Raw genomic sequence first — 18888 nt, forward strand, 5'->3', positions numbered from 1 at the left:
TGCCGACGCGCAAAGGAGAACCCCGTGTCCGCGACCCCCCTGCTGGAAGTGAGCGGGATCGACAAGAGCTTCGGTCCCGTGCAGGTCCTGCGCGACGTCGCCCTCTCCGTGTACCCGGGCGAGGTGACCGCACTGGTCGGCGACAACGGCGCCGGGAAGTCGACCCTGGTCAAGTGCATCAGCGGCATCCACCCGACGGACGCCGGCGAGTTCCTCTTCGAGGGCCGTCCGGTCACCATCAGCAGCCCCCGGGACGCCGCCGCGCTCGGCATCGACGTCGTCTACCAGGACCTCGCCCTCTGCGACAACCTCGACATCGTGCAGAACATGTTCCTGGGGCGCGAGAAGCGCCGCGGGATCGCGCTCGACGAACCCACGATGGAGCAGATGGCCAGCGAGACGCTCGCCGGGCTGGGCGTACGCAACCTCAAGTCGCTGCGCCAGCACGTCTCCAGCCTCTCCGGCGGGCAGCGGCAGACCGTCGCCATCGCCAAGGCCGTGCTCTGGAACAGCCGGCTGGTCATCCTCGACGAGCCGACCGCCGCGCTCGGCCTCGCGCAGACCACCCAGGTTCTCGAGATAGTCCGCCGGCTGGCGGACAACGGCCTGGCCGTGGTGCTCATCTCGCACAACATGAACGACGTCTTCGCCATCTCCGACCGGATCGCCGCGCTCTACCTCGGCCAGATGGTCGCCCAGGTGAAGACCACCGACATCACCCACTCGCAGGTCGTCGAGCTGATCACCACCGGCCGCTCCCGCCACCTCGGCCTGGGTGCCGAGCCGGACGCGGCCCGCTCGCGCGACGGCAGCGAACCGGCCCACCTGACCCCGGGAGCAGTCCGATGACCACCACCCTCCCGTCGCGGGACGGGCTCACCACCGGCACCCGGACGCCGACCGTCGGCGACCACGTCCGCGACTACGTCGCCCGGGTACGCGGGGGCGACCTCGGTTCGCTGCCGGCCGTCATCGGCCTCACCGTGCTCTGCCTGGCCTTCGCGACCGTCCGGCCGGTCTTCTTCTCGGCAGCGAACTTCGCCAACCTGTTCACCCAGGGCGCCGCGGTCACCGTGATCGCGATGGGCCTGATCTTCGTCCTGCTGCTCGGCGAGATCGACCTCTCCGCCGGCTTCGCCAGCGGCGTCTGCGCCACCGTGCTGGCCAACGTGGTCAGCGTGCTCGGCTACCCCTGGTACGTGGCGGTCCTCGCCGCGATCGCCACCGGGGTCCTCATCGGCCTGACCATCGGCGTCCTGGTCGCCAAGGTCGGCATCCCGTCCTTCCTGGTCAGTCTGGCCGGTTTCCTCGCCTTCCAGGGCATCGTGCTGCTCCTGATGAAGGAGGGCACCAACATCTCGATCGACGACAAGGTGATCATCGCGATCGAGAACAACTTCGTGCCGCCCGCCATCGGGTGGCTGCTGGCCGCCGTCGCCGTCACCGGGTACGGCGTGGTGCAGTTCCTCCGGCACCGCAACCGGGCCAGCCGGGGCCTGGTCACCGAGCCGGTCGCCGTGGTGGCCGCCCGGGTGGCCGGGCTGGCCCTGCTGCTCGGCTCCGCCGTCGCGATCCTCAACCAGGAACGCAGCATCAACACGGCGATCAGCTCCACCCGGGGGATGCCCGTCGTCGTGCCGCTGATCGGGGCTCTGCTGGTCTTCTGGACGTACGTGCTCAACCGCACCGTGTACGGCCGGCACCTCTACGCGGTGGGCGGCAACCCGGAGGCCGCCCGGCGGGCCGGTATCAACGTGGACCGGCTGAAGATTTCCGCCTTCGTCATCTGCTCCAGCATGGCGGCCGTCGGCGGCATCATCGCCGCCAGCAAGGACCGGTCGGTCGACCCGAACACCGGCGGCAGCAACGTCCTGCTCTACGCCGTCGGCGCGGCGGTCATCGGCGGCACCAGCCTCTTCGGCGGCAAGGGGCGGATGATCCACGCGGTACTCGGCGGTGCGGTGGTGGCTGTCATCATCAATGGCATGGGCCTGCTGGACCTCAGCTCCGGCCTGAAGTACACCTCGACCGGACTGGTGCTGCTGCTGGCCGCGGGCGTCGACGCACTGTCGCGTCGCCGTTCTGTCGCCACCGGTACGCGCTGACCACGGAGTACCGAAGACGATGCGGGTAGGACCCAGCCAGGACGAGATCCGGCGGCAGAACCTCGGGGCGCTGCTGCGGCACGTGCACGTCCACGGTGCGACCTCCCGCGCGGAACTCACCACCACCCTCGGGCTGAACCGCAGCACCATCGGCGCGCTCACCGCCGACCTGGCCGGCGCCGGGCTGGTCAGCGAGGGCACTCCGAAGGAGACCGGCCGCGCCGGCCGCCCCTCCCTGGTCGTCCGGCCCGAGTCGGCGCGGGTCTACGCGTACGCGTACAGCATCGAGGTGGACCGGCTGCGGGCCGCGCGGATCGGTCTCGGCGGCACGGTGCTCGACCGCCGGGACCTGGACCGGCCGCGGGGCCTGGACGCCGGGGAGACCGCGCCGCTGCTGGCCGGTGCCCTCAAGGAGATGCACCAGCACGTGCCGTCCGGCTCGTACTGCGTCGGTGCCGGGGTGGCGGTCTGCGGCATGGTCCGCCGGGACGACGGGCTGGTCCGGCTCGGCCCCGCCACCGGCTGGGTGGACGAACCGATCGGCGCGGCGCTCGCCGCCGACCTGGGCATCGACGTACCCGTCACGGTGGGCAACGTGGCGGACATGGCCGCCTTCGCCGAGCACGCCCGGGGGGTCGCCGCCAACTGCGACAACGTCATCTACCTGTACGGGGACGTCGGCGTCGGTGCGGGCATCATCGCCGGCGGCCGGCGGCTCACCGGCCACGGCGGGTACGGCGGCGAGGTCGGACACATGGTGGTGGTCCGCGACGGTGCCCCCTGCGAGTGCGGCTCCCGGGGCTGCTGGGAGACCGAGATCGGCGAGCACGGGCTGCTCCGGGCCGCCGGCCGCTCCGACGCCCGGGGCCGGGACGCGCTGCTGGCCGTCTTCGACGCCGCCGCCCGCGGTGACGCCCGCGCCCAGACGGCGGTACGCCGGGCCGGTGACTGGCTCGGTTTCGGGGTGGCGAACCTGGTCAACATCTTCAACCCGGAGATGGTCATCTTCGGCGGCACCATGCGCGACCTCTACCTGGCCGCCGCCGCCCAGGTCCGCAGCCGGCTCAACTCGATGGGGCTGCCCGCCTGCCTGGAACACGTCCGGCTGCGCACCCCCACCCTCGGCGAGGACGCGGCGCTGATCGGCGCGGCGGAGCTGGCCTTCGAACGGCTCCTCGCCGACCCGCTGGACGCCGGCTGACCGGCGGCTCCCGCCGAAGCCCCGCCCTGCGTACCCTGTCGCACGTGGACGTCCAGCTGCGCGCCTCCGACGACGACCGGCACCGGGTGGTCGCCGACCTGCAACGGCACACCGCCGCGGGGCGGCTCACCCTGGACGAGTTCTCCGACCGGGTCGCCGCGGTCTGGACGGCGCGCACGCTGGCTGAGCTGGCGGGCCTGACCCGTGACCTGCCCGCGCCACCCGCGCCGGCTCCGGCGGACGACACCCCGGGGCACGGACGGCGGGAACTGCTGATGCTCTTCGCGGTCGCCGCGGCCACCCTGCTGCTGCTCGGCGTCTTCATGGCACTGTCCCGCTGACCGGCATCTCGGCGCTGAGTTGTCGCTCAGCAGCGGTGAACTGATTCGGCCGACGATCCGTACCAGTGGACGAACGGGCAGCCGGTGGGTGCGCTGCCCGACGTGACACGTACGGCCCGGACCGAGGAGGCACCGCAGGATGGCACCGCTGGAATCCGCACGTCGTCGGCCAGGGCACCGGACCCACCGGGTGGCGGTGCTGCTCATCGCGCTGGTGGCGGGGATCGGCCTGCTGCCCGGCGCGGCCGTGGCCGCACCGGGCAACCAGATCAACGCCGCCGACATGACACTGCTCAACGGGGTACGGCTGGCCGGGCTCTGGGAGATGCCGGCCGGGCAGATGGCCGCCGAGAAGGGCGTGTCCCCCCGGGTCCGGGAGATCGGCGCCGAGATCGCCCGCCAGCACGGGGTGCTCGACCAGTTGGTGGTCGACGCCGCCAACAAACTGGGCGCCACCCTGCCGTCGGACCCCACCTCTGAGCAGAAGGGGTGGCTGACCGAGATGCAGGAGGCGAACGGCAACCAGTTCGACCAGATCTTCGTCACCCGGCTGCGGGTGGCGCACGGCAAGATCTTCCCGGTGATCGGCGCGATCCGGGCCAGCACCCGGGACGCCACCGTCCGCAAGCTCGCCGACGAGGCCAACAAGTTCGTCACCGACCACATGACGATGCTGGAGAGCACCGGGCTGGTCCGCTGGCAGCAGATGCCGCCGGCCGCGCTGCCGCCCGCCCAGAGCGACTCGCTGATCGCCGCCGCCAAGGCCGGCGCCCCCGCCCCGTCGGTCGGGGTCAGCACCACCATCGTCTGGGCGGTCTTCCTGCTCGCCCTCGGCGTCGGCGGCTTCTCCACCTGGCGCATCCTGCGCCGCAGCTGACCTTTCAGCGCCGTCGCCGTTCGTCAGCGGTCGACCTGGGTGAAGTCCCAGGAGTGCGGGGGCCGGGCGACCAGCATGGCCGGCGGCTCGGGCAGCGGCTGGGGACTGCTCCGCCACTTGGAGATGACCACCACCCGGTGGTCGGTGGAGGAGAAGACCTCACTGGACAGGTGCAGCGGGTCGTGTTCCAGCTCGGGCAGGGCGGTGTCACACACCCAGGTGATCAGGTCGGCGAAGCCGTACGGCTCCGCCCGCGCCTCCCACATCCGCACGATCACGTCGGCCCTCCCCTTCGTGCCGTCACACGCTGACCGTGGTCAGCGGCAGGGCCGAGTCGGCCGGCAGGTCGAGCCGGCTCGGCGTCACCCCCGCCGCGACCAGGTGCGAACCGAGCGCCGCGACCATGGCGCCGTTGTCGGTGCAGAGCTTCGGCCGGGGTACGCGGACCCGGATGCCGTGCTTCGCGGCGCGGTGCTCGGCCATCGCGCGCAGCCGCGAGTTGGCGGCCACTCCCCCGCCGATCACCAGCGTGTCGATGCCGTTGGCCCGGCAGGCGTCGAGCGCCTTGGCGGTCAGCACGTCGCAGACCGCCTCCTGGAAGGAAGCCGCCACGTCGGCCACCGGCACCGGCTCGCCGGCCCGCCGGCGGGCCTCCACCCAGCGGGCGACCGCGGTCTTCAGCCCGGAGAAGGAGAAGTCGTAGCGGTGGGCGGCGAGGTCCTTGGCCGCGGTGAGACCGCGCGGGAAACCGATCGCCGCCGGGTCGCCCGCCCGGGCCTCCCGGTCGATGTACGGGCCGCCGGGGAAGGGCATTCCGAGCAGGCGGGCCACCTTGTCGAAGGCCTCCCCCGCGGCGTCGTCGATGGTCGCGCCGAGCGGGGTGACCCCCCGGGCGAGGTCGTCGACGAGCAGCAGCGAGGAGTGCCCGCCGGAGACCAGCATGGCGACCGCCGGCTCGGGCAGCGGCCCGTGTTCCAGGGTGTCCACGGCGACGTGCGCGGCGAGGTGGTTCACCCCGTACACCGGCTTCTCGGCGGCCAGCGCGTAGCCCTTGGCGGCGGCCACGCCGACCAGCAGCGCGCCGGCCAGGCCCGGGCCGGAGGTGACCGCGATCGCGTCGATGTCGGCGAGCGTCACCCCCGCCTCCTTCAGCGCCCGGTCCATGGTGGGCACGATCGCCTCCAGGTGGGCGCGGCTGGCCACCTCGGGCACCACGCCGCCGAACCGGGCGTGCTGCTCGACGCTGGAGGCGAGCGCGTCGGCGAGCAGGGTGTGCCCGCGCACGATGCCGACACCGGTCTCGTCGCAGGAGGTCTCGATCCCCAGGACCAGGGGTTCGTCAGCCATCAGTCGTCCGTCCCGTCCTCGGTCGGGGCCGCGACGCGCCGCATGACCAGCGCGTCGGTGTTGCTCGGTTGGTAGTAGCCACGGCGGACGCCGATCGGCTCGAAACCGTACCTGGCGTAGAGCTTCTGGGCGGGGGCGTTGTCCGCCGCGACCTCCAGCAGGACGGTACGGGCACCCTGCCGGGCCGCCTCGGTGAGCAGCTCCTCCAGCAGCATCCGGCCGACGCCGCGCCGCTGGGCGTCCCGCCGGACGGCGATGTTCTGCACCCAGGCCTCGTCCGGCTGGACGGTCAGCCCCGCGTAGCCGAGCACTGCGCCGTCGGCGTCGGTGGCGACCCGGTACCAGTGCCCGTTGGCCAGTTCGTTCCAGAACATCGCCGGCGACCACTGCTCGGCACCGAAGAGGTCCGCCTCGATCGGCAGCACCTCGTCGATGTGCCACCAGCGGAACCGGGTGGGTCGTACCGGGTGGCTCACGGCAGGACCGACTTGCGCGCGGTCGCCGCCACGGCGTCCGGCCGGCGCAGGTAGAGCGGGGTGAGCGTCTCCGTCGGCGCGCCGGCCCGGATCCGCTCGGCGGCCAGGGTGGCCAGCGCGGTGGCGTCCGGGTAGCGCGGCTCCACCCGCAGCGGCAGGCCGAGCACGTCGGCGTACCGGTGGGCGCCGTCGCCCACCGCGGCGGTGACGGCCAGGTCGCGGGCCCGCTCCGCGGCGACCGCGGGTGCGTCGACGTTCGGCCCGGCGATCCGCTGACCGGCGCCGTCGTAGACGGCCCAGTAGACCTCCCGCCGGCGGGCGTCGCTGGCCGCCAGGACCGGCTCGCCGAGCGCCGCTGGGTGGCCGATGGCGTCCAGCGAACAGACGCCGTACGTGGGGACGCCGAGCACCTGGCCCATGGTGGCGGCGGTGACCAGGCCGACGCGCAGCCCGGTGAACGGGCCGGGGCCCAGACCGGCGACGATCGCGGCCAGGTCGCGCGGCCGGGCGCCGGCGTCGGCCAGCACCGCGTCGACCTGCGGGGCGAGCAGTTCGCCGTGGGCCCGGGCGTCGACCGTGCACCGGTGCGCGCGCGGCACGACCCCGTCCGCCGAGACCTCCACCAGCGCCGCGGTCACCGCGGGGGTCGAGGAGTCCACCACCAGTACGAGCACGGTATGCCAGCCTAGCCGCCTCCCCAGTCACGCCCGGTCACACCCCGTCGGCGCGGGCTTCCCGGAGGTCGCGACCGGTGAGCCGCCCCGGATCGCGGTGCCCACCGCCTGCGCCTCGAACGCCCTCGACCGCCATCAGCGCCGTGGTCGACCGGCGAGGACGGCCGTGATTACCCTCGGTGACGCCAGCCCTCCTCGCACCTCAGTGAGCGATATGCCAGTGAGGCATAAATATGACTGACAGGCATATCACTCACTTCCGTTAGGCTCATCCGGGGATGCCGGAGAGTAGTCGCCTCGCCACCCAGATCGCCGCCGTGCTGCGCCGGGAGCGGGGAGCACGGTCGCTGACGCAGCAGGAACTGGCCGACCTGGCCGGAGTGAGCCAGGGCGCGGTCGCGCGCCTCGAACGAGGCGACCGGGTGCCCACCGTCGCCCTGACCGAGCGACTCCTCGCCGCGCTGGACCTCCAGCTCGCCGTCTCCGTGGAACCACTGGACAGCCACCTCGACGCCCGGATGGACGACCTGGCCGCGCGGTCACTGGCCGAGCGGGTCGACGATCTGGGTCTGGACCGGGTCCTGGACCGGCTCGGCGACCTGCCCCACCTGCTGACCGGCAGTACCGCCGCGCTGCTGCAAGGCGCCCCGGTGCCGGTCGACGCGGGGGAGATCGCCGTTCGCTGGCGTGACTCGGCCCGCTTCACCGCCTGGCTGGACGCGGCCTACGGACAACGGTGGAATGCCCGGTGGAGCGAGTTCGGCGGGCTCCGCCTCGAACCCGAGGAGCCCGGCGAGCACCGCTGGCAGACCCGGTACGGCCAGCTCCGTGCGCAGATGTGCGACGAGCTGCCGGAGGCGATCGAGGTGCGGCACGGGGACCGGAGCTACCGCGTGGTGCCGCTGGTCGCGGTGGAGCTCACCGACCCCCGCGCCGCCGAACTGCTGCGCCGCCACCGCCGTCGGCACGCCGCCGAAAGGCTGGCCGACGCGGGGCCGGCCGGCGCGGGGTCAGCCCGCTGAGCGCTCCCAGTCGACGGTGGGCAGGCCGGCGTCGGCGAGCGCCTTGTTGGCCGCGCTGAACGGGCGGCTGCCGAGGAAGCCGCGCGGGTTCATCGGGCTGGGGTGGCCGGCCTCCAGCACCACGTGCTGCGGGTTGGTCACCAGGGCCGCCTTCTTGCGGGCGTAGCCGCCCCAGAGCAGGAAGACCACCCGCTGCTCCATCGCGTCGAGCGCCCGGATGGTGGCATCGGTGAACTCCTCCCAGCCCTTGTTGCCGTGCGAGCCGGGGGTGGCCTGGCGGACGGTCAGCACCGCGTTGAGCAGCAGCACGCCCTGCGCCGCCCAGCCGTCGAGGTTGCCGCTGCGCGGCTTCGGCACGCCCAGGTCCTCGCCCAGCTCCTTGAAGACGTTGCGCAGCGACGGCGGCACCGTCACCCCGTCGCGCACGCTGAAGCTGAGCCCGTGCGCCTGCCCGGCCCGGTGGTACGGGTCCTGCCCGAGGATCAGCACCCGCGTCCGGCCCGGCGCGCACAGCCGGTACGCCGAGAAGAGGTCCTCCACCGGCGGGAAGACGGTCTGGGTGGCGTACTCCCGGGCGACGAACTCGGCCAGCGCCGCGGTGCGGGCCGGGTCGAGGTGCGGGGTGAGCACGGCACGCCACTCCTCGGGCAGCAGCGCCAGCAGGTCGAGGGTGGGGGTCTCGTCGGGCATCGGCAACCTTTCGCAGTCGGTCCCGGGCACTCTAGGCAGCTGGTACGACAGCGCTCAGCGCAGGTCGTCCAGGCGCCGCGCCCAGTCGCCCCCGACCGGCTCCAGCTCGACCAGCCGGGTGTCGTCCTCCCTGCGGTCCAGCCGTACCCGCAGGTGGGCGTCGACCAGCTGTTCGACCAGCCCCTCGCCCCACTCGACCACGGTCACCGAGTCGTCCACCGAGGCGTCCAGGTCCAGGTCGTCGATCTCGGCCCGGGGGTCGCCCGCGTCCCCCAGCCGGTACGCGTCGGCGTGCACCAGCGCCACCGTGCCGCCCCGGGCCGGGTCCGGCCGGTGCACCCGGGCGATCACGAACGTCGGCGAGGTGATGTCGCCGAGCACCCCGAGCCCGGCGCCGATGCCCTGGGTCAGCGCGGTCTTGCCGGCACCCAGCGGCCCGGTGAGCAGCAGCAGGTCACCCGCGCGCAGCACCCCGGCCAGCTTGCGGCCGAACGCGTGGGTGTCCTCGACCGCCGGCAGCGTGACGGTCAGCGTCACAGCCCCTCCAGGAAGTCCCAGAGCGCCTTGTTGACCTCGTCGGCGTGTTCCAGCATCACCACGTGCCCACTGTCATTGATCTTCATGTACTCGGCGTGCGGCAGCCGGCGCACGATCTCCTCCGAGTGGGTCACCGGCGTGATCATGTCCTTGTCCCCGACCACGACCAGCACGGGCGTGCCGCTGAGCGCGGCCAGCGCCGGGAAGCGCGAGTGCGTGGCGAGGGTCCGCAGGTAGCGGGTGACCGTGTCGGCGGAGGTCCGGGAGTTCATCTCCTCCACGTACGAGACCAGGGCCGGGCTGGGCTTGCGGGTGCCGAAGCCGTACTTGCGGGTCAGCAGCCAGGCGACGTTGGAGGTCGACTTCCGGGCCCGGTCGATGACCGTGCCGCCGTACCGGGCGGCGTTGCTCATCATGTAGAGCACCGGCGCGCCGACCCGGCCGATCAGCGCCGGAGCGACCAGCTTGGTCTCCGCGAGCAGGCCGCCCGAGGTGGCCATCAGCACGGTGCCGACGACCCGGTCGCCGAACAGTTCCGGGTACAGCTCGGCGAAGGCCATGATGGTCATCCCGCCCATCGAGTGGCCGACCAGCACCAGCGGGCCCTCCGGGGTGGTCCGGTCGATCACCCGGCGCAGGGTGCGGCCCAGCGCGGCCAGGTCGTACTCGCCGGTCTCCAGCCGCCCCGAGCGGCCGTGGCCGGGCTGGTCGTACGCGACGATCCGGTGCTCGCCCCGCTCGGCGAGCATCTTGCGCTGGAAGTGGAACGTCCCCATGTCCAGGCAGAAGCCGTGCACCAGCACCACGGTCGGCCGGCCCGGCGCCGGACGCGTCGGCTCCACCACCTCGACGTGGATGTCGGTGCCGTCCGGCAGCTCCAGCCGGAACGCGTCGTCGTACCGCTGCTCGCCGAAGACCTCGTCCGCGTACCGGTCGGTGGGGTCGGCCTTGAGGCGGCGGACCAGGGCCCGCTCGCTCACCACGCCCGCGGCGAGCCCCGCGGCGGCGACGCCGACCGCGGCCCCGACCACGCCGGCGACCTTGCCGGCGGCGGTCCGCGGCCGCGGGATACGGAAACGCTGCCCGCTCACGGCGCCACCTTGATTCGCGACTGCGGGGCTCGCAAACCCGGCTCACTCCTCGCGCTCACGGCCGCTCGCCGTCGTAGACCCGGGGCACCCGGCTGCTGCCGAACCGGGTGACGATCTCGTAGTTGATGGTGCCGACCGCCTCGGCCCAGTCGTCGGCGGTGGGCTCGCCGTCCGCGCCGCTGCCGAAGAGGGTGGCCACGTCCCCGGCGGCCACCGTGTCCTCGCCGCAGTCGAGCACGAACTGGTCCATGCAGACCCGGCCGGAGATGACGCGTCGCTTCCCGCCGAGCTGCACCGGCCCGACGCTGGAGGCGTGCCGGGGCACCCCGTCGGCGTAGCCGAGCGGCACCACGGCCAGGTTCGCCTCCCCGTCGGTGGTGTAGGTGTGGCCGTACGAGACGCCGGTGCCCTCGGGCACCCGCTTGGTCAGCATCACCCGGGCCCGGCCGGTCATCGCCGGACGCAGCCCGAAGCGCTCCCCCGCCACCGGCGAGAGCCCGTAGACGGCGATACCGGGACGGACCAGGTCGAAGTGGGTGTCCGGGCGGGTCAGCGTGGCGGCGGAGTTGGCCAGGTGCCGGTAGCGCGGGCGCAGCCCGGCCCGCTCGACCATGGCCAGCCCCTCGTGGAAGACCGCGAGCTGACGGTCCGTGGTGGGGTGGCCGGGCATGTCCGCGTACACGAAGTGGCTCCACACGCCGACCACCTCGACCAGGCCGTCGGCCTGGGCCTTCGCGGCGGCCTCCAGCAGGGTCGGCCAGTCGGCGACGGTCGCCCCGCCCCGGGACAGCCCGGTGTCGATCTTGAGATGCAGGCGGGCCGGGCGGTCCGCCCGGCGGCTCGCCTCGATCATCTCGTCGAGCTGCGGCAGGCTGGCGGCGCCCAGGTCGACCCCGGCCGAGACGCCCTCGTGCAGCGGCAGCCCCGGGGCGAGCAGCCAGGCCAGCACCGGCGCGGTGATCCCGGCCCGGCGCAGGGTCAGCGCCTCGTCGAGCGTGCAGACCCCGAGCCAGTCCGCCCCGGCGTCGAGCGCGGCCCGGGCGGACGGGACCATGCCGTGCCCGTACCCGTCGCCCTTCACCACCGCCATCAGCTCGGCGCTCGTGCCCGACCGGAGTCGGGCCACGTTGTCACGGATCGCGTCGAGATCGACGCGCACCTCGGCCTGCCACATACGCCCAGCCTACTTGCGCCGGTGATCTCCGGCGGCGCGCCGGTCTCAGTCGTCGCCCGCCTCACCACCGAGCACGGCACCGTCGATCGCGTCGACGTCGACCGCACCGACCCGCGCCCCGCTCAGCTCGATCTCCCAGATCGGGCGGCCGTTCGCCTCGTCCAGCTCGGCCCGGGTGACCTGCCCGCCGAAGCGGGCGGTGACGATCTCCGCCGCCTGCACGGCGTTCACCGGCCGGGGCCCGAACCGGGCGTCCAGCTCCGGGTCGATCCGCAGCTCGAAGGCGGGCCCGCCCGGCGGGGTGGCCACCCGGTCCCGGCCGTCCTTGGCCGCGGCGACGGCGGTACCGGCCAGCAGCATGCCGCCGGCGGCGACGGTCAGCAGCAGCGCTCTGCGCATTGTTCCTCCTGGAAGACGCGTGCGGCCGGCAGCGTCGGCGACGCCTCACACGCCCGGAGGTACGGCCGGGAACCGGGTCCCGGTTCAATCCAGCAGCGGGGCCAGCACCGGGCGCAGGGCGACCGCCACGTCGGCCGCGGTCACCGGGCCGCCCCGGGCCGCCTCCCGTCCGGCCAGCCCGTGCAGGTACGCGGCCGTCGCCGCCGCCCGCTCCGGGGCCAGCCCGGCGGCGAGCAGCGAGCCCAGCAGCCCGGCCAGCACGTCCCCGGTGCCTCCGGTGGCCAGCGCGGGGGTGCCGGTCGGGTTGACGTACGCCCGACCGTCCGGCGTGCCGATGATCGTGCGGTCCCCCTTGAGCAGGACCGTCGCGTTCATCCAGGCGGCCAGCCGCAGGGCGGCGGAGACCCGGTCCGCGCCGGGCTCCTCCCCGCAGAGCCGGGTGAACTCGCGGTCGTGCGGGGTGACCACGATCGGCGCGTCCCGGTTGCGCAGCCGGTCGGCGAGCGAGCCGTCCACCAGCAGGGTGAGCGCGTCGGCGTCGAGCACCGCCGGCACCGGCGCGGAGAGCACCGCGCGCAGCTCGGCGGCGGCGTCCTCGCCGGTGCCCAGCCCGGAGCCGCAGACCCAGGCCTGCACCCGGCCGGCGTCGGCGACCCGGCCGGTGGCGATCACCGACGGGTGCTGGTGCAGCACCTCCGCGCGGGCTCCGCCGGCGTAGCGGACCATGCCGGTCGGCCCCGCCAGCGCGCCGCTCACCGAGAGCACCGCCGCCCCCGGGTACGTCGCCGACCCGGTCGCCACTCCGACCACGCCCCGGGTGTACTTCTCCGAGGCCGGGCCGAGCCGCGGCCACCAGTCGGCGACGTCCGACCACTCGGTCATCCGCAGTGCCGGTGACCCGCGCAGCCACGGTTCGAGCCCGATGTCGACCAGCTCCACCTGACCGGCGAGGGCGGCGGCCGGCCCGACCACCAGGGCCGGCTTGAGCGCCCCGAAGGCGACCGTCACGTCGGCGCGCACCGCGCTGGGCCGGCCGGAGGCGGTCAGCGGCACGTGCCCGGTGTCCACCGCCACCCCGCTCGGCACGTCCACCGCCACCACCGTCGCCCGCGTCCCGTCCCGCCCGCAGTAGCGGACGAGGCTGGCGGCGAGCTGCTCGGCGGTCTCCCGCAGCCCGCCGGTGCCGCCGATCCCGACGATCCCGTCGAGCACCAAGTCGACCATGGCCGGGGGGCGGTCGACCAGCCGGCCGCCCGCGGCGCGCAGCGCCGCCAGCCCCTCGGCGTGCGCCCGGCCGGGGGTCACCAGCAGCGCCGACACGGCGGCGCCGCGCCGGGCCAGCAGCGCCCCGGCGTAGAGCGCGTCGCCGCCGTTGTCACCGGTGCCGACCAGCAGCAGGACCCGCCCGCCGTACACCCCGCCCCGGTCGGCGAGGAGCAACGCGCAGCGGCGGGCCAGGCCGGCCGCGGCCCGCTTCATGAGCGTCCCCGGCGGGAGGGTGGCCATCAGGCAGGCCTCCGCCGCGCGTACGTCCGCCACCCGCCACACCGGTCTCATGCCGAGCCCCATCCGTCATCCCGCGGGCGGGCCCGGACGGCCCGTCCGGCCGATCAGCGTTCCGCGACCACCATGGCCGAGGCGATCCCGCCGTCGTGGGACAGCGACAGATGCCAGCGGTTGATCCCGCGCTCGACGGCGGCGGCGGCCACCGTGCCGGAGACGGTCAGCCACGGCCGGCCGTCCGGGTCCGGCACGATCTCGCAGTCGTGCCAGCTCAGACCGCCCGGGGCGCCCAGCGCCTTGGCGACCGCCTCCTTGGCGGCGAACCGGGCGGCCATCGACTCCGGGGAGCGCGGATTGCCGGAGCGGGTGTACCGCTCCGCCTCGGTGAAGAGCCGGTCGGCGAGCAGCGGCGTGCGGGCCAGCGCCCGGGCGAACCGGTCCACCAGCACGACGTCGATGCCGACCGCGACGATCACGAAGCTCACCCTACCGGCGGCGGGAGCGGCAGATTAGCTGCCTGCTGCGCTGTGGGCAACGCCTGTGGAAAACCCTCGGGTACGACCACCGCCCGCCGTCCACAGGCCCTCCCGGCGACCGGTGGCGCTGCCTAGCGTCGAGCCGGTTCGGCGGTTGCGGAGGGGGCGTGCGGTGGACGGGGAGCCGGTGCAGGTGCGGGCCGGGGTGCTGCGCGAGGTGGCGGGCGGGCTCGCCGGCGAGGCGTACGCGCTGGCGCAGGGGCTCATCGGCGTGCCGGGGCTGGTGGTGGCGGCGGCCGAGTGGCGGGCGGCGGCGGCGCTGGCGCGGCTGGAGTCGGCGGTGCACGACTGGCACGGCGCGCTCGGCGCCCGGGTGGCGGAGGCCGGCTCGGCGCTGCGCGCGGCGGCCGACGGGTACGACGCGGCCGACGAGCGGGCGGCCGCCCGGCTGACCGGGCTGCCCCGGTGACCGGGTACGCGCAGCTCTGGCGGGCCGCCCCCGGCCGCTGGGGCGAGGCCGGGGCGGCCTGGCGCGGGCTGGCCGGCCCGGTCCGGCGCCGCCGGACGGCGCTGGCCGAGCGGGCGGCGGCCCTGCGCGCCGGCTGGTCGGGTGGGGCCGCCGGCGCGGCCGACGGGCGGCTCCACGCGCTGCGGGGCGAGCTGGGCGGGCTGCTGCCCGCCCTGATCGAGGCGGACCAGGTGCTCGCCGAGTTCGCCGGCCGGCTCCGGGCGGCGAAGGCCCGGCTGGCGGAGGCGGTGGCGCTGGCCGAGCGGAGCGGTGTGCTCGTCGACCGCCACGGCGGGGTCAGCGCGGCTCCGCCCAGCGCGCCGACCTGGGCCGGCCCGGAGGCCGGCGTCCTGCCCGGTGCCGGGCTCCGCTCGGGCGCACAGCCGGGCGGCCGCTCCCTGCCCGGCGGGCGGACCGGGCCGGGCTCGGCTGCCGCTGCCGGCGCGGCAGCCGGGCCGCCGGCACTCGACCAGGTGGCCGCCGCACTGGCCGACGCGCTGGCGCTGGCCGACGCGGCGGATCGGGAGGCGGCCACCCGGCTGGACGAGCTGAGCGCGGCGGCCCGCGCCGGCTGGGCCGAGCCGCCGCCACCGGGCCGTCCCCCGGCCGACGCCGATCCGGCGACCGTCCGGGCCTGGTGGGCGGGGCTCACCCCGGGCCAGCGGCGCTGGCTGGTGCTGTACGAGCCGGGCCGGGTCGGGCGCCTCGACGGCGTACCGGCGGCGGCTCGGGACCAGGCCAACCGGTTGCTGCTCGCCGACCGGCGGGAGGCGTTGCTCGCCGCGCGGCGGGAACTTCTCGGCCGGTCGACCGAGCGCGCCGGGCTGCGCCGCGTCGAGGCGGAGCTGGCCGGGCTCGACGGGCTCGCCGCGCGGCTGGCGTCGGGGGAGCCGCCCCGGGCGTACCTGCTGGGGCTGGACCCGGCCGGTGACGGGCGGGCGATCGTGGCGCTGGGCAACCCCGACCACGCCGAGCAGGTGCTGACGTACGTGCCGGGGATGACCGCCGACCTCGCCGACGCCCCGGGCGAGCTGGGCCGGGCCGGGCGGGTGCTGTCCCGGTGCACCGGCCTGGCGCCGGGACGGGAGACGGCGGCGGTGCTCTGGCTGGACTACGACGCGCCGGACTTCCTGCCCGAGGCGGCCCGGTCCGACCAGGCCCGGGACGCCGGGCCGGCGCTGCACCGCTTCCAGGAGGGGCTGCGGGAGACCCACGAGGGCCCGCCGGCCCGGCAGACGGTGCTGGGGCACAGCTACGGGTCGGTGGTGGTGGGCACCGCCGCCCGGGACCACGGTCTCGACGCGGACGCCCTAGTCTTCGTCGGCTCGCCAGGAGTGGGCGTGGACCGGGCCGAGGCGCTGCGCCTGCCGCCGGAGCGGGTCTGGGCGAGCACCGCGCCCGACGACGTGATCCGGCTGGTCGAGCCGCCCGGGCAGCTCACCGGCCGGGCGGTGCTGGCCGCCGCGCCGCTGGCCACGGCGGTCTCGCTGCTCCGCCCCGACGACCACGAGCTGTGGTTCGGCCGCGATCCCACCGCCCCGGGCTTCGGCGGGCGTGCCTTCCCCAGCGGCCGGTACGGCCACACCGGTTACTGGGAGGCCGGCAACCCGGCGCTGGACGGGATGGCCCGGATCGTGCTCGGCCGGTGACCGCCGCGACCCGTGCCGTCGGCGGAACGACCGGACCCCGCTGGCCGTGGTCACGGCGGGCGGGGTCCGGGGGACGGTGCGGTCAGGTCACTCCACGGTGACCGACTTGGCCAGGTTGCGCGGCTGGTCCACGTCGTGGCCCCGGGCGGCGGCGATCTCGGCGGCGAGCACCTGGAGCGGCACGGTGGTCACCAGCGGGGCCAGCAGGGTCGGCGTCCGCGGCACGTAGATCAGGTGGTCGGCGTAGCGGACGACCGCCTGGTCGCCCTCCTCCGCGATCACGATGGTCCGGGCGCCCCGGGCGCGGACCTCCTGGATGTTGGAGACGACCTTGTCGTGCAGCATGCCGCGGCCGACCGGCGAGGGCACCACGCAGATCACCGGGGTGCCCTTGTCGATCAGCGAGATCGGGCCGTGCTTGAGCTCGCCGGCGGCGAAGCCCTCGGCGTGCATGTACGCCAGCTCCTTCAGCTTGAGCGCGCCCTCCAGGGCCACCGGGTAGCCGACGTGCCGGCCGATGAAGAGCACGGTCGGCTCGGACTTCAGCTCCCGGGCCAGCTCGCGGACCGGCTCGATCCGGTCCAGCAGCTCGCGCAGCTTGCCGGGCATCTCCTGGAGCTGCGCCACCACCGCGCCCACCTCGTCGGCGAACTTGATCCCGCGCACCTGGGCCAGGTGCAGGCCGATCAGGTAGCAGGCGACCACCTGGGTGAGGAACGCCTTGGTGGAGGCGACCGCGATCTCCGGCCCGCCGTGGGTGTAGAGCACCGCGTCGGACTCGCGCGGAATGGTCGAGCCGTTGGTGTTGCAGATGGCCAGCACCCGGGCCTTCTGCTCCTTGGCGTGCCGCAGCGCCATGAGGGTGTCCATGGTCTCGCCGGACTGCGAGATCACCACGATCAGGGTGGACCGGTCGAGGACCGGGTCGCGGTAGCGGAACTCGCTGGCCAGCTCGACCTCGCAGGGGATCCGGGTCCAGTGCTCGATGGCGTACTTGGCGACCAGGCCGGCGTGGTAGGAGGTGCCGCACGCCACGATGAAGATCTTGTCGACGTCGCGCAGGTCCTGGTCGCTGAGGCGGACCTCGTCGAGGGCGATCTCACCGGTCTCGGTGAGCCGGCCGAGCAGCGTGTCGGCGATGGCCTGCGGCTGCTCCTCGATCTCCTTGAGCATGAACCAGTCGTAGCCACCCTTCTCGGCGGCCGAGGAGTCCCAGTCGATGTGGAAGTCCTTGCCGGCGGCGGGCTGGCCGGCGAAGTCGGTGATCTCGATGCTGTCGCCGGTGATCAGGACAATCTGGTCCTGGCCCAGCTCGACCGCCTCGCGGGTGTGCTCGATGAACGCGGCCACGTCGCTGGCCAGGTAGTTCTCCCCCTCGCCACGGCCCACCACCAAGGGCGAGTTGCGCCGGGCGCCGACCACCGCACCGGGGATGCCGGCGTCGACGGCCAGCAGGGTGAAGGCGCCCTCCAGCCGCTGGCAGACGACCCGCATGGCCGAGGCCAGCAACTGCGGGTTGTCGGCCTCGCCGGCCGCGCGCAGGTCGGCCAGGGCGGCCGACAGCAGGTGGGCGGCGCACTCGGTGTCGGTGTCGCTGGTGAACTGGACGCCGTCGGCCTCCAGTTCGGCCCGGAGCTTCGCGAAGTTCTCGATGATGCCGTTGTGGATCACGGCGACCCGGCCGTCGGGGGCCAGGTGCGGGTGGGCGTTGCGGTCGGTGGGGCCGCCGTGGGTGGCCCAGCGGGTGTGCCCGATGCCGGTGGTGCCGTCCCCGATGCCGATCGGGCTGGCCGCGCAGTCGTCGGGGTTGTTCGCGGCGCGCTCGGAGAGGACCTTCTCCAGGTTGGCCAGCTTGCCGGCCTTCTTCTCGGTCAGCAGCTCGTCGTCGCAGACGATCGCCACGCCGGCAGAGTCGTAGCCGCGGTACTCCAGCCGCCGCAGTCCGTCGAGCACGATGCCGAGCGCCGGGCGCGAGCCGGCGTAACCCACGATTCCACACATGGTCCGCAGCCTAACCCAGTTTCGCTCACTGCGCGTGCGCGGAAGTCGGGTAAACAATCACTGAATTTGAGCGATCGGCCGATGACGGGCGTCCTGCGGACAACCGCGCCCACCATCAGCCCGGCTCCGGAGGGCCGACGGGGTTGCGGGCCCGCCCCCGGTACGACAGTCTCTCGGCGGATCCGGCACGTCCCTCGGGCGGTCCGTTCGTCCCGTTCCCCTCGCCCGTACCGGAGCAGCCATGTCCGAATCGCCCTCGCCCGACCCGTCGCCGTCCTCCTCGCCGGCTTCCGACCCGGCGCCCGCCGTCCCGGCCGATCCGACCGGCCCCGCACCGTCCACCTGGACGCCGCCGGACCCGCTGGCCGCGCCCCAGCCCTGGACCCCGCCGGACCCGTGGGCGCCGCCGTCCACCGGCCCGGCGACGCCGGCCACCGCCCCGGCCGCGCCGACGCCCGGCGGCCCCACCGCCGCGGACGCGGCCGGACCGGGCACGTCGCCCGTCGGTTGGCCACCGGCCGGGCAGCCCCACCCGCCCGCCGGTTACCCGCCGCCCTACGCCTACCCCGGGTACCGGCCCGCACCCGGCCCGACCAACGGACGCCGGGTCGTGGTCGTCGTCATCGCCGTCGCCGCCGCGCTCGTCCTCGCCGTCTGCGGGTGCGTGGGGGTGGGCAGCGTGCTGATCGGGCGGTACAGCCCCACCGCCGCCGATCCGTACTACGACGGCCCGGAGCCGTACTACGACGAGCCCGGCCCGTACTACGACGAGGAGAGCCCCGAGCCGACCTGGTCCCCGCCCCCGCCGGTCCAGCCC

At 74.7% G+C, this 18888-nt stretch carries 20 protein-coding genes and 1 pseudogene; 9 read left to right on the forward strand and 12 right to left on the reverse strand.

What is annotated here, in order from left to right; genetic code table 11:
* Positions 1 to 24 precede the first annotated feature (24 nt).
* From ACSNN7_RS17630 to ACSNN7_RS17650, 5 genes are all read left to right on the forward strand, one after another.
* Positions 25 to 849 carry an ATP-binding cassette domain-containing protein gene (locus ACSNN7_RS17630; RefSeq protein ID WP_436681903.1) on the forward strand — a complete coding sequence of 275 codons (825 nt, stop codon included), beginning with the start codon at positions 25 to 27 and terminating at the stop codon, positions 847 to 849.
* Positions 846 to 2105 carry a sugar ABC transporter permease gene (locus ACSNN7_RS17635; RefSeq protein ID WP_436681904.1) on the forward strand — a complete coding sequence of 420 codons (1260 nt, stop codon included), beginning with the start codon at positions 846 to 848 and terminating at the stop codon, positions 2103 to 2105. The genes ACSNN7_RS17630 and ACSNN7_RS17635 overlap by 4 nt, the downstream gene beginning before the upstream one ends.
* A 19-nt stretch (positions 2106 to 2124) precedes the next feature.
* Positions 2125 to 3306, forward strand: coding sequence for an ROK family protein (locus tag ACSNN7_RS17640; protein WP_436681905.1), 1182 nt, complete (start codon positions 2125 to 2127; stop codon positions 3304 to 3306).
* Between the two features lie 44 nt (positions 3307 to 3350).
* Positions 3351 to 3647 carry a DUF1707 SHOCT-like domain-containing protein gene (locus ACSNN7_RS17645; protein ID WP_436681906.1) on the forward strand — a complete coding sequence of 99 codons (297 nt, stop codon included), beginning with the start codon at positions 3351 to 3353 and terminating at the stop codon, positions 3645 to 3647.
* Between the two features lie 139 nt (positions 3648 to 3786).
* Positions 3787 to 4524 (forward strand): DUF4142 domain-containing protein, encoded by a 738-nt coding sequence (locus ACSNN7_RS17650; RefSeq protein WP_436681907.1) that lies wholly within the window; start codon positions 3787 to 3789, stop codon positions 4522 to 4524.
* A 23-nt stretch (positions 4525 to 4547) separates the two neighbouring features.
* Here ACSNN7_RS17650 and ACSNN7_RS17655 read toward each other — a convergent pair whose 3' ends face one another.
* Genes ACSNN7_RS17655 through tsaB form a run of 4 tightly spaced genes read right to left on the reverse strand, consistent with a single transcriptional unit; the run spans position 4548 to position 7021 of the window.
* On the reverse strand, positions 4548 to 4802 hold the full coding sequence (locus ACSNN7_RS17655) for a hypothetical protein (RefSeq protein ID WP_238449185.1): 255 nt from the start codon (positions 4800 to 4802) through the stop codon (positions 4548 to 4550).
* Positions 4803 to 4824: 22 nt separating this feature from the next.
* The gene (tsaD, locus tag ACSNN7_RS17660) at positions 4825 to 5871 is read right to left on the reverse strand and encodes a tRNA (adenosine(37)-N6)-threonylcarbamoyltransferase complex transferase subunit TsaD (RefSeq protein ID WP_436681908.1); all 1047 of its coding nucleotides are present in this window, start codon (positions 5869 to 5871) and stop codon (positions 4825 to 4827) included.
* Entirely contained in the window at positions 5871 to 6347 is a 477-nt protein-coding gene (rimI, locus tag ACSNN7_RS17665) for a ribosomal protein S18-alanine N-acetyltransferase (RefSeq protein WP_436681909.1), read from the reverse strand. Before rimI ends, tsaD begins: the two co-directional genes overlap by 1 nt.
* On the reverse strand, positions 6344 to 7021 hold the full coding sequence (gene tsaB / locus ACSNN7_RS17670; RefSeq protein WP_436681910.1) for a tRNA (adenosine(37)-N6)-threonylcarbamoyltransferase complex dimerization subunit type 1 TsaB: 678 nt from the start codon (positions 7019 to 7021) through the stop codon (positions 6344 to 6346). Before tsaB ends, rimI begins: the two co-directional genes overlap by 4 nt.
* Before the next feature lie 278 nt (positions 7022 to 7299).
* Between tsaB and ACSNN7_RS17675 the strand changes: the two genes are divergently transcribed.
* Positions 7300 to 8043: a helix-turn-helix domain-containing protein gene (locus tag ACSNN7_RS17675; RefSeq protein WP_436681911.1), complete on the forward strand. Its 744-nt coding sequence runs from the start codon at positions 7300 to 7302 to the stop codon at positions 8041 to 8043.
* Here ACSNN7_RS17675 and ACSNN7_RS17680 read toward each other — a convergent pair.
* The 7 genes from ACSNN7_RS17680 to ACSNN7_RS17710 all read right to left on the reverse strand — a co-directional run bounded on the left by ACSNN7_RS17680 (position 8032) and on the right by ACSNN7_RS17710 (position 13913).
* A complete protein-coding gene (locus ACSNN7_RS17680) occupies positions 8032 to 8733 on the reverse strand; it encodes a uracil-DNA glycosylase (RefSeq protein WP_436681912.1) in 702 nt (233 codons plus the stop codon). The two genes, ACSNN7_RS17675 and ACSNN7_RS17680, sit on opposite strands and share 12 nt — an antisense overlap.
* Positions 8734 to 8787: 54 nt before the next feature.
* On the reverse strand, positions 8788 to 9270 hold the full coding sequence (tsaE, locus tag ACSNN7_RS17685; RefSeq protein WP_436681913.1) for a tRNA (adenosine(37)-N6)-threonylcarbamoyltransferase complex ATPase subunit type 1 TsaE: 483 nt from the start codon (positions 9268 to 9270) through the stop codon (positions 8788 to 8790).
* Positions 9267 to 10361 (reverse strand): alpha/beta fold hydrolase, encoded by a 1095-nt coding sequence (locus ACSNN7_RS17690; protein WP_436681914.1) that lies wholly within the window; start codon positions 10359 to 10361, stop codon positions 9267 to 9269. The genes tsaE and ACSNN7_RS17690 overlap by 4 nt, the downstream gene beginning before the upstream one ends.
* Positions 10362 to 10416: 55 nt before the next feature.
* Complete coding sequence (gene alr / locus ACSNN7_RS17695) at positions 10417 to 11535, reverse strand: alanine racemase (RefSeq protein ID WP_436681915.1); 1119 nt, start codon at positions 11533 to 11535, stop codon at positions 10417 to 10419.
* A 45-nt stretch (positions 11536 to 11580) separates the two neighbouring features.
* Positions 11581 to 11934 (reverse strand): PepSY domain-containing protein, encoded by a 354-nt coding sequence (locus tag ACSNN7_RS17700; RefSeq protein ID WP_436681916.1) that lies wholly within the window; start codon positions 11932 to 11934, stop codon positions 11581 to 11583.
* Positions 11935 to 12018: 84 nt separating this feature from the next.
* Positions 12019 to 13491 (reverse strand): NAD(P)H-hydrate dehydratase, encoded by a 1473-nt coding sequence (locus ACSNN7_RS17705; protein WP_436681917.1) that lies wholly within the window; start codon positions 13489 to 13491, stop codon positions 12019 to 12021.
* Positions 13492 to 13544: 53 nt separating this feature from the next.
* Positions 13545 to 13913, reverse strand: a complete 369-nt coding sequence (locus tag ACSNN7_RS17710) for a holo-ACP synthase (protein WP_357163635.1) — start codon at positions 13911 to 13913, stop codon at positions 13545 to 13547.
* 172 nt (positions 13914 to 14085) lie between these two features.
* Between ACSNN7_RS17710 and ACSNN7_RS17715 the strand changes: the two genes are divergently transcribed.
* Together ACSNN7_RS17715 and ACSNN7_RS17720 are read left to right on the forward strand one after the other, a co-directional pair.
* Positions 14086 to 14382, forward strand: a complete 297-nt coding sequence (locus tag ACSNN7_RS17715) for a hypothetical protein (RefSeq protein ID WP_436681918.1) — start codon at positions 14086 to 14088, stop codon at positions 14380 to 14382.
* The gene (locus tag ACSNN7_RS17720) at positions 14379 to 16070 is read left to right on the forward strand and encodes an alpha/beta hydrolase (protein ID WP_436681919.1); all 1692 of its coding nucleotides are present in this window, start codon (positions 14379 to 14381) and stop codon (positions 16068 to 16070) included. The genes ACSNN7_RS17715 and ACSNN7_RS17720 overlap by 4 nt, the downstream gene beginning before the upstream one ends.
* Before the next feature lie 87 nt (positions 16071 to 16157).
* Here the strand turns inward: ACSNN7_RS17720 and glmS are convergent, their stop codons facing one another.
* Positions 16158 to 18071: a glutamine--fructose-6-phosphate transaminase (isomerizing) gene (gene glmS, locus ACSNN7_RS17725; RefSeq protein WP_436681920.1), complete on the reverse strand. Its 1914-nt coding sequence runs from the start codon at positions 18069 to 18071 to the stop codon at positions 16158 to 16160.
* Between the two features lie 241 nt (positions 18072 to 18312).
* On the opposite strand from glmS, the pseudogene ACSNN7_RS17730 reads away from it, so the two are divergent.
* A pseudogene (locus tag ACSNN7_RS17730) lies at positions 18313 to 18888 on the forward strand (hypothetical protein); the annotation flags it as partial.

Origin of the sequence: Micromonospora sp. URMC 105 (genome assembly GCF_051386295.1) — a bacterium.
Classification (GTDB): Bacteria; Actinomycetota; Actinomycetes; order Mycobacteriales; family Micromonosporaceae; genus Micromonospora.

Coding starts and splice junctions, on each gene's coding strand:
- ACSNN7_RS17640 (WP_436681905.1), top strand. CDS start 2,125: ATGCGGGTAGGACCCAGCCAGGACGAGATCCGGCGGCAGAACCTCGGG.
- ACSNN7_RS17635 (WP_436681904.1), top strand. CDS start 846: ATGACCACCACCCTCCCGTCGCGGGACGGGCTCACCACCGGCACCCGG.
- glmS (WP_436681920.1), bottom strand. CDS start 18,071: ATGTGTGGAATCGTGGGTTACGCCGGCTCGCGCCCGGCGCTCGGCATC.
- tsaD (WP_436681908.1), bottom strand. CDS start 5,871: ATGGCTGACGAACCCCTGGTCCTGGGGATCGAGACCTCCTGCGACGAG.
- alr (WP_436681915.1), bottom strand. CDS start 11,535: ATGTGGCAGGCCGAGGTGCGCGTCGATCTCGACGCGATCCGTGACAAC.
- ACSNN7_RS17700 (WP_436681916.1), bottom strand. CDS start 11,934: ATGCGCAGAGCGCTGCTGCTGACCGTCGCCGCCGGCGGCATGCTGCTG.
- ACSNN7_RS17705 (WP_436681917.1), bottom strand. CDS start 13,491: ATGAGACCGGTGTGGCGGGTGGCGGACGTACGCGCGGCGGAGGCCTGC.
- ACSNN7_RS17680 (WP_436681912.1), bottom strand. CDS start 8,733: ATGCCCGACGAGACCCCCACCCTCGACCTGCTGGCGCTGCTGCCCGAG.
- ACSNN7_RS17650 (WP_436681907.1), top strand. CDS start 3,787: ATGGCACCGCTGGAATCCGCACGTCGTCGGCCAGGGCACCGGACCCAC.
- ACSNN7_RS17675 (WP_436681911.1), top strand. CDS start 7,300: ATGCCGGAGAGTAGTCGCCTCGCCACCCAGATCGCCGCCGTGCTGCGC.